This window comes from Burkholderia sp. GbtcB21 (genome assembly GCF_019091065.1).
Classification (GTDB): domain Bacteria; phylum Pseudomonadota; class Gammaproteobacteria; order Burkholderiales; family Burkholderiaceae; genus Burkholderia; species Burkholderia pyrrocinia_C.
Window position 1 is genome coordinate 60,028 of sequence record NZ_JAGXKA010000004.1, and the last position, 17,209, is coordinate 77,236.

12 protein-coding genes are annotated in these 17,209 nt (G+C 69.4%); all 12 read left to right on the forward strand.

What is annotated here, in order from left to right; all coding sequences use genetic code 11:
- The first annotated feature begins 3 nt into the window (after positions 1–3).
- The 12 genes from KVT39_RS11215 (at position 4) to KVT39_RS11265 (ending at position 17,167) form a co-directional block, all read left to right on the forward strand.
- Complete coding sequence (locus KVT39_RS11215; RefSeq protein WP_217589058.1) at positions 4–2,334, forward strand: DUF4838 domain-containing protein; 2,331 nt, start codon at positions 4–6, stop codon at positions 2,332–2,334.
- Entirely contained in the window at positions 2,331–3,551 is a 1,221-nt protein-coding gene (locus tag KVT39_RS37955; protein WP_034185024.1) for a glycosyltransferase family 4 protein, read from the forward strand. Before KVT39_RS11215 ends, KVT39_RS37955 begins: the two co-directional genes overlap by 4 nt.
- Before the next feature lie 45 nt (positions 3,552–3,596).
- Positions 3,597–4,892 carry a polysaccharide pyruvyl transferase family protein gene (locus KVT39_RS37960; RefSeq protein WP_254640448.1) on the forward strand — a complete coding sequence of 432 codons (1,296 nt, stop codon included), beginning with the start codon at positions 3,597–3,599 and terminating at the stop codon, positions 4,890–4,892.
- 104 nt (positions 4,893–4,996) lie between these two features.
- Entirely contained in the window at positions 4,997–5,869 is an 873-nt protein-coding gene (locus tag KVT39_RS11225) for an IclR family transcriptional regulator (RefSeq protein WP_217589060.1), read from the forward strand.
- 432 nt (positions 5,870–6,301) lie between these two features.
- The gene (locus KVT39_RS11230) at positions 6,302–7,264 is read left to right on the forward strand and encodes a sigma-54-dependent Fis family transcriptional regulator (RefSeq protein WP_034185026.1); all 963 of its coding nucleotides are present in this window, start codon (positions 6,302–6,304) and stop codon (positions 7,262–7,264) included.
- 160 nt (positions 7,265–7,424) lie between these two features.
- Positions 7,425–7,832, forward strand: a complete 408-nt coding sequence (locus KVT39_RS11235; RefSeq protein ID WP_034185053.1) for a DUF3467 domain-containing protein — start codon at positions 7,425–7,427, stop codon at positions 7,830–7,832.
- A 9-nt stretch (positions 7,833–7,841) separates the two neighbouring features.
- A complete protein-coding gene (locus KVT39_RS11240) occupies positions 7,842–11,606 on the forward strand; it encodes an N-acetylmuramoyl-L-alanine amidase (RefSeq protein ID WP_254640449.1) in 3,765 nt (1,254 codons plus the stop codon).
- A gap of 70 nt (positions 11,607–11,676) precedes the next feature.
- A complete protein-coding gene (locus KVT39_RS11245) occupies positions 11,677–12,762 on the forward strand; it encodes a hypothetical protein (protein ID WP_217589062.1) in 1,086 nt (361 codons plus the stop codon).
- Complete coding sequence (locus KVT39_RS11250; protein WP_105391480.1) at positions 12,759–13,022, forward strand: hypothetical protein; 264 nt, start codon at positions 12,759–12,761, stop codon at positions 13,020–13,022. The genes KVT39_RS11245 and KVT39_RS11250 overlap by 4 nt, the downstream gene beginning before the upstream one ends.
- Entirely contained in the window at positions 13,019–13,840 is an 822-nt protein-coding gene (locus KVT39_RS11255) for a hypothetical protein (protein WP_105391479.1), read from the forward strand. Before KVT39_RS11250 ends, KVT39_RS11255 begins: the two co-directional genes overlap by 4 nt.
- On the forward strand, positions 13,837–15,309 hold the full coding sequence (locus tag KVT39_RS11260; protein WP_217589064.1) for a S8 family serine peptidase: 1,473 nt from the start codon (positions 13,837–13,839) through the stop codon (positions 15,307–15,309). Before KVT39_RS11255 ends, KVT39_RS11260 begins: the two co-directional genes overlap by 4 nt.
- Positions 15,310–15,367: 58 nt before the next feature.
- Entirely contained in the window at positions 15,368–17,167 is a 1,800-nt protein-coding gene (locus tag KVT39_RS11265; RefSeq protein WP_175748111.1) for a hypothetical protein, read from the forward strand.
- Positions 17,168–17,209 lie beyond the last annotated feature (42 nt).

Sequence of the window (17,209 nt, forward strand, 5' to 3'; positions counted from 1 at the left end):
GCGATGGCCGCACGCGGCGGCGATTGCGCGCAGCCGGTGCGGCCGCCGCACGACGCGAATGTCGTGAATGTCGTCGCCGGAAAGCCGCCGGTGTCGGCGCCGCGCGTGCTGCTCGCGCGGGATGGCGTCGCGCGCTACCTCGTTCGCGCCGGTGCGACGGATGCCGTGACGCGACATGCGGCGGACGAGATTGCCGACTACCTGTCGCGAATCAGCGGTGCATCGTTCGCCGTGTCGGACGACGCGCAAGACCGGACGCCGGCCATTGTCGTCGGCGGCGAGCATGCGGCGGAACGATGCCGGTCGGCACACGCGGCGCCGCTCGGCAGCGACGGCTTCGTCGTCTGCCGCAGCGGCGACGACCTCGTCGTGGCCGGCGACACCCCGCGCGGCACGCTGTTCGGCGCGTACTGGTGGCTCGACCGCAAGCTCGGCGTGAAGTGGCTCGCGCCCGATGCGACCGAGGTGCCGCAACAGGCCGAGCTGCGCGTCGACACGGCGCCCGTCCGGCAGGTTCCGCGCTTCGCGTATCGGGAGGTGTTGAGCGCGGAAGGGGAGGACAAGCCGTTCCGCGCGCACAACCTGCTGAACGGCGAGTCGCACGGCACGTCGTATCGCGCTTCCCCGCCCGGTATCGACATGTGGGATCGCAGCTGGCTCGCGCGGGACGGCGATGCGGATTTCTGGACGCTCGTGCCGCGTGACCGGTATGCGGCCGCGCATCCCGCCTGGTATGCCGGCGGGCAACTCGCGATGATGTCGGCCGACGTCCGCGCCACGATGGCGGCCGGGATCGTGACGCGCCTGAAGCGGCAACCCGACCCGAGCCGCATCTGGTTCGGCATCCGCGACATGGACTGGGGCTGGGATCCGGACGCAGCCAGCCGCGCGTTTGCCGACGCGCATGGCGGTGCGCCGTCGGCAGCGTTTCTCGATATGGTGCGGGACGTGGCGGCGCGGGTCCGGCAGGAGGTTCCCGGCGCGCGTTTCGCGATGCCGGCCTATCACTGGGGCTTCACGCCGCCGGACGGCATGCAGGTCCCGGATTACGTTCGCGTGTATCCGATGACGATCCAGGTCGACTACAGCGTCGCGCTGAACGAGGACCGCAACGCGTCGCTGCGCGACGGTCTGCGCAAATGGAGCGACATCGCGCGGCACGTCACCGTGTGGGATCACGTCGTGAACTTCGGCGGCTACATCCAGCCGACACCGAACCTCTATCCGATCGGCCGCAGCATCGCGTGGCTCGCCACGCTGCCGAGCGTCGACGGCTACTTCGCGGAAGGCGACTGGCAGTCGCGCGGCGGCGAATTCGCGAGCCTGCGCGTGTGGTTGATCGCCCGGCTGCTCTGGACGCCGACTGCGGACCCGCGCACGCTCGTCCGCGAATATTGCGACGCCTATTACGGCGCGGCGGCGCCGGCCGTCGTCCGCTACATCGATCGCATGCACGCCGCGCTGCGCGCGAGCGGCGACGTGCTGGCCGAACAGACGCCGGTCGGCATGTCGATGTACACGTACGACTTCGTCCGCGAGTCGGAGCGGGATTTCGACGCCGCCGCCCGGGCGGTCGACGGCGATGCCGTGCGTAGCGCGCGCGTTCGCCAGGCGCGCATGCCGCTCGATTTCGTGATCCTGGCGCTGCGCGACCGCTACGCGGCGCGCGCCGCGCAGGAAGGCTGGGACCTCGATATCCGCGCGCGGCGCGCGCGTTTCGACGCGGCAATCTCGGCAGCGGGCGTTCGTCAGTACCGGCAAAGCGGCAATCTCGCGGCGCTCGGCGCATTGCTCGATCTCGACCGGCATCCCGTCGTTGCGCCGCCGCTCGTGGCGGGCCTCGCCGACAGCGACTGGCGCGCGATCGATGTTTCGCGTGTGAATCTTTACGACAGCGCGCGCGTGGTGGCCGACCCCACGGCGCTCGACGGCGCCGCGATAGCGATACGCGGCGATTCGGGCGTCTGGGCAATCCAGCTCAAGCTCGACAAGCTGCCGCGCGACGGGCGCTGGGATCTCTACGCGTCGGTGCGTGTGCCGGAAGGCGGCGGTGCGGGTGGTGCTGGCGCTGCGGCCGTGCGGTTGGGCGCCTACCCGCCGATGACGCTGCGCACCGACACGCCTGCGCACACGCTCGACGACGCGCGATTCGAATGGCTGCCTGTCCCGGGCGGCCCGTTCGCGTACGGCGCCGATCACGAGAAGGGCATTTATGTCCACGGCGTCGGATTCGCGCGAGGACAGTCCGTGCGCGTCGGCACCTTCATCGCCATTCGTCACGGTGTGCCGGGCGGCACGCCGCCGCCGGTTCCGCCCAAAGGAAACGCCTCATGAAAGTTGCCATCGTCTCGCCCATTCCGCTGTTTCCCGTCAATGCCGGCAATCGCAGTCGCGTGCTGAATCTCGCGCGGGCGGTCAAATCGCTCGGCTGCGACGTGCATTTCGTCTATCTGGAATCGCGCCAGACGGGCGGCATGGACCTTGACGCGCATCGCCGGGAGTTCGGTGCCGACTGCGTGTCGATATTGCGCCGCGCGGGCCTGGCGCTGGCGCTGTATCGCGTCAAGCGGGTGGCCTGGCTGGCGCGTCGTCTCGCCGCGAAAGCGGCCGGCAGCCGACATGCGTACTACACGGGGCTCGACGAATTGTTCAGCGAACGCTTTACCGCACAATTGCGCGCGCTGCAGCAGCACCACGCATTCGATGCCGTGTTCGTCGAATACGTGTTTTATTCGCGCGCGCTCGATGCGTTTCCCGATACGGTGGTCAAGGTCATCGATACGCACGACATCTTTGCGGACCGGCATGTGCCGTTCATCGGCCGCCCCGGCGCGAAGCGCTACATGTTTTCGATTCCGCCGGAACGGGAGTGCGACGGATTGCGCCGCGCGCATGTCGCGCTGGCCATCCAGGCCGAGGAAGGCGACCTGCTGGCGGCGCGTCTCGGCAGCGGCGCTACCCCGGCGGTCGCGGTGCTGAGTCATCTGCTGGCGTTTCCGCCACAGGTGGACTGTGCCGCGCATGCCGACGCGACCTTCCTCGGCAGCGACAACCAGCCGAATCGCGACGCCGTCAAATACTTCGTCGACGAGATCCTGCCGCGTATCGTGGCCCGGCTGCCGGCGTTCCGCCTGCATCTCGCCGGCACGATTGCCGCGGCCGTCCCCGACGGGCCGCATATCGTCAAGCACGGCCCCGTCGCCGAGCTGGGCGACGCATTCGCGATCGCACCGATCTCGATCAATCCGATGCTGCTCGGCACCGGCATCAACATCAAGCTGCTCGAAAGCATGGCGCTCGGCGTACCGATCGTCAGCACCCGGACCGGCGCGCGCGGCCTCGGCGAGCATGACCTGAGCGGGGTCACCGTCGTGCGCGACGGCGATCCGCAGGGCTTTTCGGATGCGGTCGTCCGGCTCGCGACGGACCGCGCGCATCGGATTGCCCAGGGCGCGGCGGCGCGCGATTGCGCGCGGGCCTGGCACGACACGCAGCTTCGCGTGCTTCGCGACACGCTCCGGCGGCGGCCGCCGGTCGCCGCACCGGCCTGACGGTTGCATCCGTCGAAACCACCGAATCATTCAGGGGAACAGAACATGTCGAAACTGGCCGGTTTGAAACAGCGGCTTCGCGTGTGGTTGTATGTGAAGCGATTGACCATGCAGTGGCGTCGCGAGGCCGCGCGACGCGTCACGGGCGACGACGGCGCGTCCGCCGCCCATCTGCTGATCCTGCCGTGCGATCCGTGGACGCTGGTCGGCTCGAAAGGCGATGAAGCGATGCTGCGCGCGGTCGTCGAGCGGTTGCGGCAGGCGAACGGCGCATTGAAGGTGTCGGTCGTCACGGCCACGCCCGCGGCAGCAGACGCGGCGACCCGGCTCGGTTTGCATGCGGTCGACGCATGGAACGAGCCATGGCGCCTGACGGACACGGTCGAACGGCTCGCCGCACTGCGACCCAGCGCGGTGGTCGTCATCGGCGCCGACGTGATGGACGGCTACTATTCGCCCATTACGTCGCTGAGGTTGCTGGCAACGGCGGATCTGCTGGTCCGACGCGGCGTGCACGGCACGATTCTCGGCTTCAGCTTCAACCGCTTGCCGTACATGCCTTTGCGGCATGCATTCGATCGGATCGACGCGCGGCTGCTGGTCAACGTTCGCGACGGCGTGTCGCTCGATCGATTCAGGCGTTTCAGTTCGGCGAGCGCGGAGCTCGTCGCGGATTCCGCCTTCATGCTTCAGCCGGACGATTCGTCCGATTGCGTCAGGGGCACGGCCGCGTGGGTCGAAGCGCGCCGCGCGGCCGGCGACATCGTGATCGCATTCAACCTTCACCCGATGCTGATCCGCCGGGCCAGCGACGCCGATATCGCGGCGCTGGTCGCGTCGGCACAGGCAGCCATTCGCGAACTCGCGGCGCTTCATCGGATCAGCATCGTGCTGCTGTCCCACGACTATCGCGGCCGGGACGGCGACGATACCTGTCTCGAGCCGCTGCATCGCGCATTGGCCGCGACGATGGGCGAGCGGCTTTGCTACCCGCGCACCAGGATGTCGGCGGCGGAACTGAAGGCCATTTCAGGGCAGGTGGACGGCGTGGTCACCGGGCGCATGCATCTGGCGATCGCGAGTCTTGGCATGGGGGTGCCTGTTGCCGCGTTGACCTATCAGGACAAGTTCCAGGGGCTCTTCAGTCATTTCGGTCTGTCGGACAGCTTCTTGCTGAAGCCCGAGGAAGCGATGCGCTCCACGCATCTGGCGGCGGTACTGGACCGGTTCGTGTCGGCGCTTCCGCAATTGCGCAACCAGGTGCATGCCGCGCTGCCGCGCGTAAAGGAGGCGTCATCCAGAAACCTGCGCGGCGTGATCCATGCGATCCGGCCTTCGTGAGCGGTGTCCACGATATTTTTCCCGCATTCGCAGCAGCGCCGCATGACGCGCGCGGTCACGCCGGCGTGACTCAAGTGAGCTGAATTCCAGAGGCATCGTTTCACATGCGGAATCCAAACGAAGATCCGGTTGATCCCGACGGTTCGGGGCTCAGGAAAAAAGCGCATTATCGTGCGCCGGCGCTCGAGAAGGGCCTCGATATTCTCGAGTTGCTCATCGGTCGCGAGTACGGAATGGCGCAGGCGGACATCTGCCGCGCGTTGAAGCGCAGCCGGAGCGAACTGTATCGGATGATGCAGGTGCTCGAGGAGCGGGGGTACATCTACAGGGTGGATCGTTACGACCGTTACGCGCTGACCATGAAGCTTTATTTTCTCGGACAGCATCATGCGCCGACACGATCGCTCGGCGCGCTTGTCACGCCGCTCCTGCAGCAGTTCGCGTTGCAGACTGTTCAGTCATGCTACCTGTCGGTATTCGATGGCGACACGATGGTTGTCATCGCAACGGCCGGCGCTGAAACGGAATGGAACCTGGCGGTCCGGGCCGGCACGCGCGTTCCGCTGCACGGCAGCGCCGCGGGCGAGATGTATCTGGCTTTGCAGGACGAAGACGTGCGAACCCGATTGCTGCGGACCGTCGGGCGCGATGTCGAGTCGTGGAACCAGCCGCGCAGTGACGAAGCATTGCCGACCCATCAGGCAGACGGCTATATCTGCCGCCCGAATGAGCGCATTCCCGGCATCACGGATATCGCAACGCCGATCGTCGACAAGTCGGGCTCGGCAATCGCCATCCTCGCTTGCCCATACCTGGCGCTCTCGGGAGAAGCCGGGGCGATGTCGATCAGGCAGATCGGCGTCGCGCTGTGCGAAACCGCACGACGCATCTCCGCGACGGTCGATCAGCGGTTCATGCAATCTGCGGTCGAGATGCCGGCGCGTGAGCCGGTGCGGAGTGCGCGTCGGACGGGCTGAGGGTATCCCGGAGATTCGTATGGCACGGCGCCCGCGCATGCGATAACGCACGATGCGGGATGGGCAACCCGGCCGTGGATAGTCGGCATGCCCGGACCAAACTCGTTGGCCAGTCGATGCCATTATGAAAAATTCGTGAAATGGCCTGTTCGCTTTTTGCGCCGGCGCATCGGCGGCCGGCATTTCGTGCGCAAGCGCCGGTAGTCGGCAGGTTGTACGAATATCGATAATGACACTACACTGATTATCAGCCGGCGCCGGGACACGCGGTTATCCATTCAATACGCATCGCCAAGTACTAATTAAACGCGTGCCGACAATCGCCATCGAGGATGGTTGCCTTGTTCCTCAATATCCAGCGGGGGGAAAGTGGCGATGAAAATCGGGGCTGCGCATAACCCGTCAGCGGTTTGCTAGCCGAGCGGCGCGCGCATGAGCACGACCGGAAGCATTCAGGCGACGTCACTCGGGCTGCATGGCACGAGCCCGGCGATGACCGACCTGCGCCGCTATCTGGCGAAGGTCGCGCAGACCGATACGACGGTGCTCGTGACCGGCGAAACCGGCACCGGCAAGGAGCGCGTCGCCGCCGCCGTCCATCGCCTCAGCGCCCGCACCGGCAAGCCGTTCATCGCGGTCAACTGCGCCGCCGTGCCCGACAGCCTGTTCGAATCCGAGATGTTCGGCCACGAGCGTGGCGCTTTCACCAGCGCGCAAAACGCGTTTCCCGGCCGCTTCGTCGAGGCCGACGGCGGCACGCTGTTCCTCGACGAAGTCAGCGAGATGCCGCCCGCCGTCCAGGCCAAGCTGCTGCGCCTGCTCGAAGACCGCACGGTGATGCCGGTCGGCTCGCTGCGCCGACGCGCGGTCGACGTCCGGATCGTGGCCGCCAGCAACGAAAGACTGGAGGATCTGGTCGCCGAACGCCGTTTCCGCCCCGATCTGTTCTATCGACTGAACGTCGCGCGCATCGAGATACCGCCGCTGCGGGAACGGCCGGAAGACATCGCGTCGATCGTCGATCACTTCGTCGCCGAACACAACCAGCGGCGTGCGATGCGGGTGGGGCGGCCCGATCCGGCGTTGCTCGAATGCATGCGGCACTACCCGTGGCCGGGCAATGTGCGCGAGCTGCGCAACCTGGTCGAGGCGTTGTTCATCGATGCGCCGGAAGGGCGCCCGTTCGGGCTGGGCGATCTGCCGCCGGCGTTTCGCCGCCTGTTCGTGCAGGACTTTTCCGCCGGCGAACATGAGCGCGAGCGGCTGGTCTCGGTGCTGCGCCAGACCAACTGGAACAAGATGGAAGCGGCGCGCCAGATGAACTGGTCGCGCATGACGCTGTACCGCAAGCTGGCCAAGTACAACCTGGACGCCGGCAACACTGCATCAGTGTGACAGCGCGGCTGTCACATGGTACAGCCCGGCAGCCTTCACGCATTCCGGTCCGACCGGGAAATTCCACGGCAAATCATGCGCTTGCGTCAGCGCGCGCGGGTTGGCCCGCTCCTTGCGAAGATCGACGGACAGACCGCCCGTCGCCATGCAAGGAGGCCGTGTGCACGTCATCGAGCCACTCCAGGACGCCCCGCCGGATCCGGCGCAGCCGGCCGGCCAGCCACGGCCGCTGCTGGCCAGTTATGCGAATTATTTCGAGGTCGGGCATAACGCGTTCGAGTTCCTGATCGATGCCGGACAGGTCGAGCCGCAGTCCGGCAACGTCCAGTTGATGAGCCGCATCGCGGTCAGCCCGGTTCACGCCAAGCTGCTGGCGCAGTTGCTCGCGCGTTCGATCGCCCAGTTCGAAGCGACGCACCACGACATCCCCGACATTGCCGACATCGCCGAACCGGAACCGGATCTGGCGATTCTTCCACCGCAGGAATTCGAACAGCGCGCGATCGATGCGCGCAGCAAGCCGATGCTCGGCGGCCGTCGCGACGAGCCCGATCAAAACCAGAGCTGAGGACACGACATGGCAGCGCAACTCCATCCCAACCGCATGGTCGTGACCGACCGCTTCCCGATGCTGGGCTTCACGATTCGCGTCGGCCACGCGCCGTGCGTCGCCGAACTGGTGATCGCCACCGATCCCGCGCTGTTCGTGCGCAAGGAAGGCCGCACGTCGTCGACGTTCTACACCAGCCGCGAGGACGGCCTGCTGGCGATCCCGCGCGGCGAAGCGGTGTTCATGGTGCCGCCCGCGGTGCTGGCGCGCTTCGCGGGCGCGGGCCGGCTGTGGTTCGGTCTCGCCACCGCCGCATCGCCCGATGCCGATGCGTGGACGGTGGACGTCCTGCCGAATGCCGACAGCCCCTACGTGTCGCTGTCGGGGCTCAGCGACCGGGGGTTGCGCAGGGTGCTCATGTTCCCGACGCGCGGGGGGACCGGCGTCAGGAGCCCGCTGTTGAACTGGGCCGGCGACGGCACCCGGCCGGGCACCACCGCCGTGCCGGCGCCCGCCGCACCGGCAGCCGTTCCCGCCGCGCCGCAGCCGGGCGTCGAGGCCGCTGTGCCGCATCACGACGTCCACTACGACGACGGGTTCGGCCCGCTGCCGCCGCTGCACGCCGCCGCGCCGGTCGCAGCGATCCCTCCTGCGCCGGCACCGGCGCCCGCCGCCGCGCCGGCGCCCGTCTCGCAGGGGATGGGCGACGATGCCGAGTTCCGCCTTGCCGGCGAGCGCCGCAGCTTTACCTGGCCGCGGCCGCGCAAGCTCTCGACCGTCGAGCGGGCCGCGCTGCGCGCGATGCTGAGCGCGAATCCGGCCACCGCGTCGCTGCTGCTGCTGCTGCCGGTCGCGATGCGCAACGGCCTGTCGGTCTCGATCGGCGCGGGCGCGGGCGCCGGGCTGGAAGCCGGGGGCTCGGGCTCGGTCGGCCTCATCTTCGACGCCAATGGCGACGACATCGGCGCCTTCGCGGCGGGCGAGCTCGACTTCGGCTTCATCGTGTCGGCGAGCGTCACCGGCCAGATCAGCCTGCTGCGCGGGCATATCGACGATTTCGCGGGCGCCGGCACGTCCGTGGGCGTGATGATCGGCGAGGCCACGGCGGGCGGCATCTCGGCGCTGTTCAACGCCCGCAACGAATTCGTCGGCGTCACGCTGTCGGCCGGCGTCAGCGTCGGCAGCCCGGTGAGCATCTTCGTCGGCGTCTCGCGCGCCGCGTCGGGCACGATCGCCACCGCGTCGTCGCTCGCGTGGTCGCGCGGCCTGAGCGACGACCCGGAGGCGTACGGCATCGATACGCCGCCGTACAGCGACGACGACGCGGCCGCCGAGCCGTCCGCAACGGCCAGTGCGCTGGCGCTGGGGGCGCGCGAGAACAGTCTCGTCACGCGCACCGCGGCCAGCCCGAATTTCGACGAGGGGCGCGGCGGCAGGACGATCGACCGCATCATCATCCACATCGCCGACGTGCCCACCGTGCAGCACGTGGTGAATACCTTCACCAATGCCGCGTCCAAGGTGAGTTCGCATTACCTGGTCGGGCAGGCGGGCGAAGTCGTCCAGTTCGTTTCCGAGGCCGACACGGCGTGGCACTGCAAGGGCTCGAACCAGCGCAGCATCGGCATCGAGCATATCGCGGTGAAGCGCGGCGGCGCCGACTACCCGCGCCGCAACGGCACCGTCCAGCATTTCGACGCGCTGGCGCCGACCCCGCTCCAGTACGAAACCTCGGCGGCGCTGGTCGCGTCGCTGTGCGACAAGTATCAGCTGCCGATCAATCGCACCACGATCATGGGCCATCGCGAGGCCGACACCTCGACCGGCCATACCGCGTGCCCCGACGGCAACTGGGACTGGGACTACTTCATGCGGCTGGTCAACAGCCGCACCTGCCAGCCGCAGTCGGCCGGCCAGGCGCTGGGGCTCGCCGCCCGCGGCCTCGGCGACGACATTCCGCTCGATCCGGGCGTCGGCGGCCTGTCGATCGGCACCGATGCGCTGGAGATCGGCGACATCATTCTCAGCACCACCGGCAATCCCGGCTCCGGCGTCATTCGTGCCGGCTCGGGCGCCGAAGTCAGCCATGCGATGCTCTATGTCGGGCAAGGCGGGCAGGTGATCGAGGCGATTCCCGGCGGGGTCCAGCTGCGCCCGCTCGCGGATGCGCTGGCCGACGCGCGCCTCGCGGTCGCGTTCCGGGTGCCGGGCCTGACCGATACGCAGAAGCGGCAGGTCGCCGATGCCGCCGCGCGCTACCTCGATCGCGGCTTCAACTATGTCGGGCTGGTCCGCTGCGGCGGCTACCTGATCGATCGCCACGCGTGCGAACTGCTGTCGGGCGACGCGGCGGAGCGCTGCCGCCGTTTCGTCGGCCGCATCGAGCTCGGCGAAGGCGCCGACACCGACAACTTCTTCTGCTCGCAACTGGTCGCCCAGTCCTTCCAGGACGCGGGCAAGCCGATCGTCAGCGTGCCGCCGCACTGGGTGCCGCCGGGCGATCTCGCCAGCCTGTCGACCGGCACGATGACCCCGGGAACGCTCGCGTATGTCGGCCACCTGAAGGCGCCGATCCCGAGCCGCAGCTTCTTCGGCATCGGCCAGGCGCTGTCGGTCGCGCCGGGCACCGCGCGCGCGCTGGGCGCCGACGACTGGACGGTGAACTGGGACGAGGTGCAGCTGACCCCGCAGCCTACCGACATGGGGTGCTGGGCAACGGCCGCGTCGATGGTGATCGGCTGGCGCGACAACCAGAGCGTCGACCCGGCGCTGCTCGCGCGCTGCATCAGCCTCGAGCGCCAGATGCAGGATGGCCTGAAGCCGGCCGAGGTGGCGGTCTTCGCCGGGGCGTCGAGCCTTACGGTCGAACCCAATGCGTGCTTCGCGCCCGAAGGCTTTCGGCGGTTGCTCGAGGCCAACGGGCCGATCTGGGTCGCCGAAGTCGTGCGCGCGCCGGTCAACTTCTTCCATGCGGTGGTGGTGACGGGCATGTATCGCAGCGGCGACGCGTATTTCGTGCGGATCACCGATCCGCTGGACCGCGTGGTCGGCACGCCGGGCCATCCCGGCGCGCGGACCCTGCCGCCGACTCACGCGACCGGCAGCCGCTACATCATGACTTACGAGGATTTCGTGTCGGAATACGAGGCCGCGGCCGGCATCGGCGTGATCCAGCTCATGCATGCGGGCGGCACGTTCGGTCACCTGATCAATCGCGGCAGCGCGGCGGGCGCGGGCTACGCGCTCGGCGTCGAGCCGCCGGCCGCGGGCGGCGAATTCGGCTTCGGCGTGAGCCTGACCCGGCGCACCGAGAGCCGCGACGGGCGCAGCTACGATCTTGCGCAACTGGCCGGGCTGGTCCAGCCCGCCAATGCACTGGCGGGCGGTGCCGGCCAGCCGCGCATGACCGGTCAGCGCATCGCCCTCGACGACTGGCCGTACATCGACGGGCCGAGCGGCCGCACGTCGGCGCCGGTGACGATCGACTGGGCGTGGCAGGGCGGCGCGGTCGGCGACGTGGCGATTTCGCCGGGCGACGGGCAGATGCTCGACGGCTGGAGCGCGCTGGTGCGCGCCGATATCGGCCGCGGTTCCGGCACCCCCGAGCGGGCGAGCGTCAGGCTGCGCATCACCACCACGTTCCGGCATGCCGGCGAGGAGGATCAGATCGGCGTGACCGAGGTGGCGCTGAACGGCGACGGCCGCTTCCAGACCGTGCACGGCGCCGATGGCGCGGCGCCGCTCCCGGCAAGCGGCACGCAACCCGCGGCGCGCGAATTGCAGCCCGCCTGACCCCTGAGGGACACGCGCGATGGCCCGCCACATTCCCCCTCCGCCGCCACGCGGTGCGGCAACGCCTGTGATGGCGCTCGCTCGCGACGCGTTCGGCCGCGAGATCGTCGACGGCTCCGGATCGAGCGACCCGGGCAGGCAGGACGGCGCGTTGCCGCAAGCGACGCCGGCTGGCGGCCCGGGCGCGTCGGCGCCCCCCAAGGAGAAGGCGACCGACGCCATCGGCCGGCGTGCGGCGGCACTGGCCGACGCGATCGACTTTCCGACCTTCGTCGCGAGCCTCGTGCATGGCACGTACGACGCGATCGTCGACAGCTCGATCAAGCAGGTGGAGAGTTTCGCCGACCTGGTCGGCGCGGTGGCCAAGCCGCTGGACCAGTTCGCGCAGGAGAACGTGACCGACGGACAGGCGCGCGCGTGGCTGGTCGAGCAGTATCCGCACGACGTGACGCTGGCGCAGGACGGCGGCGAATACCGTCTCGCGCCGGTGGTCCGGCCCGGCGACGACGACGCGGCGCCCGCGCCCGCGTGGCTCGCCGATTTCGGCGCCGCAGACGGCGCGTTCGATGCCCAGACGCTCGAATCGGTGGTGCTGCCCCGCGCCCGCGAGCGCGTTGCGCAACATCGGCTGTCGACGCTGTCGACGATGGTGCTGCTGGGCATGCAGCGCGTCGTGGTCAAGGACGGGACGATCGCCGCCAGCCTCAATTTCCAGGCCAAGGCGCGCGATCGGGCCGCCGTGCAGTATGCGACGTCGAACGACCCGTCGTCGGGACAGACGACCTGGGGCGGACGGGGGACGTCGGGCGACGTCGTCACCACGGTCTCGACCGTTGCGGTCAATGCGCAAACCGACACCGATCTCAAGGCGACGCTGACCGGGAAGGTGAGCATCAATTTCGCGTCGGAGACACTGCCGCTCGACCGTTTCGTCGACGAGGCGTCGCGCAATCTGCTGGAGCGGCACAGCCGGCCCGCCGCGCGGATCGCGCCGCCGGCGCCGACGGCCGCGACGGTCGCCCAGCCTGCCGCGCCGGTTGCGGCGCCCGCTCCCGCGGCGACGCCTGCGTTGCCGGCCGCGCCCGTCGCACCCGCCCCGTCCGCTGTTCCGGCCGCTCCGGCTGTGCCCGCATCCACTCGAGGAGAACCGGCATGATTTCGCAGCGGCCGCTGGGCGAGACGCTGGGCGCGTTTGCCGACGTTGCCGAACTGCTGACCGCGGGTGCGGCGCAGGGGCTGCAGGTGCGCTCGCTGGCCATGGAGCTGCCGCTCGACCTGCGCGTCGCGCGCGGCGCCGGCGGCATCGAGCTGGTCGGCGACCTGCCGCAGTTCCTGACCCGCACGGCCTTCGATCCGGAGCCGGCGCGGCTCGTGATCGTCCTCGAAGCCGTGCCGATCGATGGAGCGGGGCAATGAACAGCAACGCCAGCCTGCGCCTCGAGGATTTCATCCAGGCCGTGCAGAGCCAGCTCGACAACGCGCAGGCGGCGATGGCGATCAAGGCACGCAACCTGAACCTGCCGCTGACCTTCGCGATCAAGGACGTCAACCTCGATTTGCGCGCCCATGTCGAATTCGTCGAAAGCGAGGTCTGGATTCGCCCCGCCGGCCCGGGCGACACCGACAGCAGCACCTTCCATCTCGTCTTCACGACCATCACGCGGCCGGCGATCGAGGAGAACGCGATCGCGCTGTCCGAGGACAGCAAGGACCAGCCGCTGGACGCGCTGGGCGACGAACTCTCGGCCGAGGACCGCAAGCGGCTGGAATGGGCCGGCGTGCGTACGGTCAGGCAATTTCGGCAGGCCGAGCAGCGCGACATGGTGCATGCGATCGGCCGCGTCACCAACCTGTCCGTGGACCGGCTGCGCCGGGCGCTCGACCGGGCGTCCGCGCCGAGCGTCGAGCGGGTCGAGCCCGTGGCGCCCGCCACCGACGCGCTGCCCGATGCGTCGCCGCTGCTGCGCGTGGTCGGGCGCAATCTCGTCAACGGCGGGCACGCGCCGCTGGTGCGGATCGGCAATCGTCCGGTCGCCGTGCTGCAATCGGCGGACGACGAGCTGCTGCTCGCGCCCGGTCACGACCAGTGGGCCGGCGAACTCGCCGTGTCGCCGACGAGCCGGCATGCCGCCGCCATGGCGTTCGACCTGAGCGCGTTCGCGCCGCCGCCGGCGCCTGCCGCCAGGCCGATGACCCTGGCCGCCGTTCCCGGTCAGGAGGAGACGCGGCCATGACGATCCATGCACTCGGCGCGCCGTGGGCGTCGCCCGGCGAGCGGCAGTTCAGCCTGCCGACCAGCCTGCTCCTGAAGCTGGCGCTCGGCGAAGCGCCCGAGCATGTGCCGTCGATCCGCGACGTGACGCGCGGCGCGCTGGCCGCCGCGCAATGCATCGACGGCGGCCCGGTCGACCGCATCGTGGTCGCGTTCGCCGGCCGCTTCCTCGCGGTGCGCCCGTTCAGCGCGGTGGCCGGGCGCTGGGTGCCCGGGCAGGCGCACCACGGTTACGACGCGGTCGAACAGACGACGGGCATGGCCCGTACGCTGCTGCTGCGCGTGCCGGCCGGCACGCCGATCGGTGCGCTGTGCGACTCGCTCGCGCAGCTCGCGAGCGTGGAGAGCGTGACGCCCAACTACGTGGCGATGGTGCCGATGGACGCGCCCGGCCGGCTGGCGCCCGTGCCGCCGGCCGCGCGGTTCGCGCAGGATGCCCGCGCGCTGGTGCGCATGGCCGACGCGCATGCGATCGAGCGGGGCGACAGCGGCGTCACGGTCGGCCTCATCGACAGCGGCATCGCCCGCCAGCATCCCGAATTCGCCCACGCGTTCCGCGCGGGCGCCGACACGGTGCGGCTGGAGCCCGGCGATCTGTCGCCGGGCGTGCAGCTGCTGAGCGGCCACGGCCATCGCGGCGATTTTCCCGAGGACCGCTTCGTCGGCCACGGCATGGGCTGCGCGGGCATCATCGCCGCCGAGGGCGTGGCGATGCCGCGCGGACTCGGCGGCGATTGCCGCATCCTGCCGATGCGCGCGCTGGCGGCCGCCCGCCTGCCGGGCAACGCGCACGCGGTCGGGCTCGGCGCGATCGCCGACCTCGACCGTGCGCTCAAGCTGGCGGTCGACCTCGGCGCCAAGGTCATCAACATGAGTTTCGGCACCGACGATGCGACGATCGCCGCCAACCGCCCGAAGCCGCACGCGGACACGATCGCGTATGCCGCCGCGCGCGGCTGCATCCTCGTGGCCGCGAGCGGCAACAACGGCAGCGTCACCCGCTACTGGCCCGCCGCCTACCCGCAGGTGATCGCGGTCGGTGCCGTGGGCGACGACGGACGGCCCACCCCGTTCTCGACGCGAGGCCCGCACGTCGCGCTGTGCGCACCGGGCGAACGGGTGCTGACGAGCGCGATCGAGGCCTATCAGCTTGCAACCGGCACCAGCTTCGCCGCGCCGTTCGTCGCGGGCGCCGCGGCGCTGCTCGTCGCGTATGCGCAGCGCCGAGCCTATCCGCTCGACGGCGCGACGGTGCGCGATCTGCTCGTCGCCACCGCCCGCCCGTTCGCGCCCGGCGCGGCCGACGGCTGCGGCGCCGGCATTCTCGACGCGGCGGCGGCGCTGCAGGCGCTGTCCGGCCGCATCGACGCGTACGAAGCGGCGGGCGACGACGGTTGCACGGACAAGGAAGGAAGCGCCGACGACGGCTGACTTGCGCACCGGATCCCGTTCATTCCCTCGAACCGACCGGATTTCAAGGAGAAGTTAAATGTTTCATGTCAATCATCAAGTCCGCTTCCTCGACCTCGTCGACCTCGAGACCCGGGCACGCGACGGGCTGGTCGATATCGTCAACCGGCTCGAGTCGCTGAAGCGGCCCCTGGTCGCTGCCGAGCGGCAGCAGCTCGCCCTGTGCAAGGCCATTCTCGACGTCGTCTACGGCAGCAAGACGTCGTCCGGCGAGGAGACGGAGGTCTGCGACCCGCTGTTCGTCGCCACCCGCGAGCTGCTCGCCAGCAAGTCGCTGATCAACCCGCCGCTGCTTTCCGAGGAAACCGGCCAGCTGAAATTCGGCGAGGGCGGCGTGGGCGGCTCAAATGGCGCGAACGGCGCGGATCCCGAGCCAGCGTCGATCACGCTGGTCGCGCTGGTGCTGGGCATCCTCGCGGTGGACGGGGCCACGCCGCCGCCCGTGAAGGTCGCGGACGGCAAGATCGTGCCGGACGACGACAACGGGCTGATGAACGCGTTTACCCGCCAGTTCTTCGCGGCGGTGGGCGAAGCCAATTCGTACGGGGCGCTCGCGCAGCGGGTGCTGGCGCTGCTGTGCATCGAGGGCGATCCCGACGGCCGCGGCGGCGAGCAGCAGCCGGGCGTGGTCGCCACCGAATTCGCGCGGGTGATGCGCGGCCTGCAGGCTCGCAAGATCCAGGCCGACGAGCCGCAGTTGCGCCGCCGCATCAACGAGGAACTGAACACCGTCCAGAACATCGGCAGCCAGGACGCGATCGCCGATCTCGGCATCGACCTGCCGAACCTCGAGGATCTGGAGGACGCGAACATCGTCGCCGACAACGTGCGCGTGATGGGCCCGATGATCGTCGCGGCGATGTTCGACGAGCTCAAGGTGTTCCAGGTGGTCGACCGCATCGTCGAGCAGTTTCAGCACGGCACGCTGCCGATCGGCCCGGGCAATGCCGGCAAGCTGCTCTATCGCTACTGGCGCGAAACGCCGAACCGCATCTCCGAGCAGGAGCGCAAGAACTTCGCGGCGATCACGCTCGGCGTCCCGGGCGGCGATCCGAATACCGCGGGCAACCGCGAATTCAACGATCTGTGGATCCGCTTCGTGTCGTCGGTGTCGTCGTTCGTGCGCCAGACCGAGGTCGACTCGTTGCTGCGCGCGAGCGTGCCGAACCCGATCAACCACCAGCAGGTGCGCAAGGCCGCCCGGGATCTCGCCGGCAACCTTTCGCTGCACGGCTACGGCATGGCGCATTACGCCGCGCGCGAGATCCAGTCGCAGGTCAAGTTCATGATCGACCTGCTGCAGGATCCCGAGATCCGCGGCTGCTACGGCGCGAAGGACATGTGGCAGGTGATCGACCAGGTCGCGACCTACGATCTGGGCGGCGCGCGCACCAGCTCGCGCTATCGCACGCTGGCGACCTGCGGCACGATCATCACCGCGTGGCTGGCCAACAACGTCGATCGCGTCAACAAGGCGACCGGCCCGCTGCTCAGCATCGACCAGATCGCCAATCCCGACGTCTCGTCGAACCACAAGTCGACCGTCGATCCCACCGACTACGACCTGGTCAACGCGTGCGAGCTGTGGCTGGCCGATACCGCGACCACCGATACGCAGATCGAGCAGTTCTCGCAGCCGCGCGAGGCGCCGCAGATGACGTCGAAGCCGGTGCCGATCCCGGCGATGGCGCGCGAGATGCTGGACGGCGTCGGCGATATCGGCGCCGGCATCGGCCTCGGCACGGGCGTGCCGGTGAAGGCGGGCTACGGCGTCGGCACGCACAACGGCGCGAGCTACTACTCGAACCGCCCGCACTGAACCGGCGTTGCGTGCGCTGCGCCATCCCCGAACCCTGCCGGA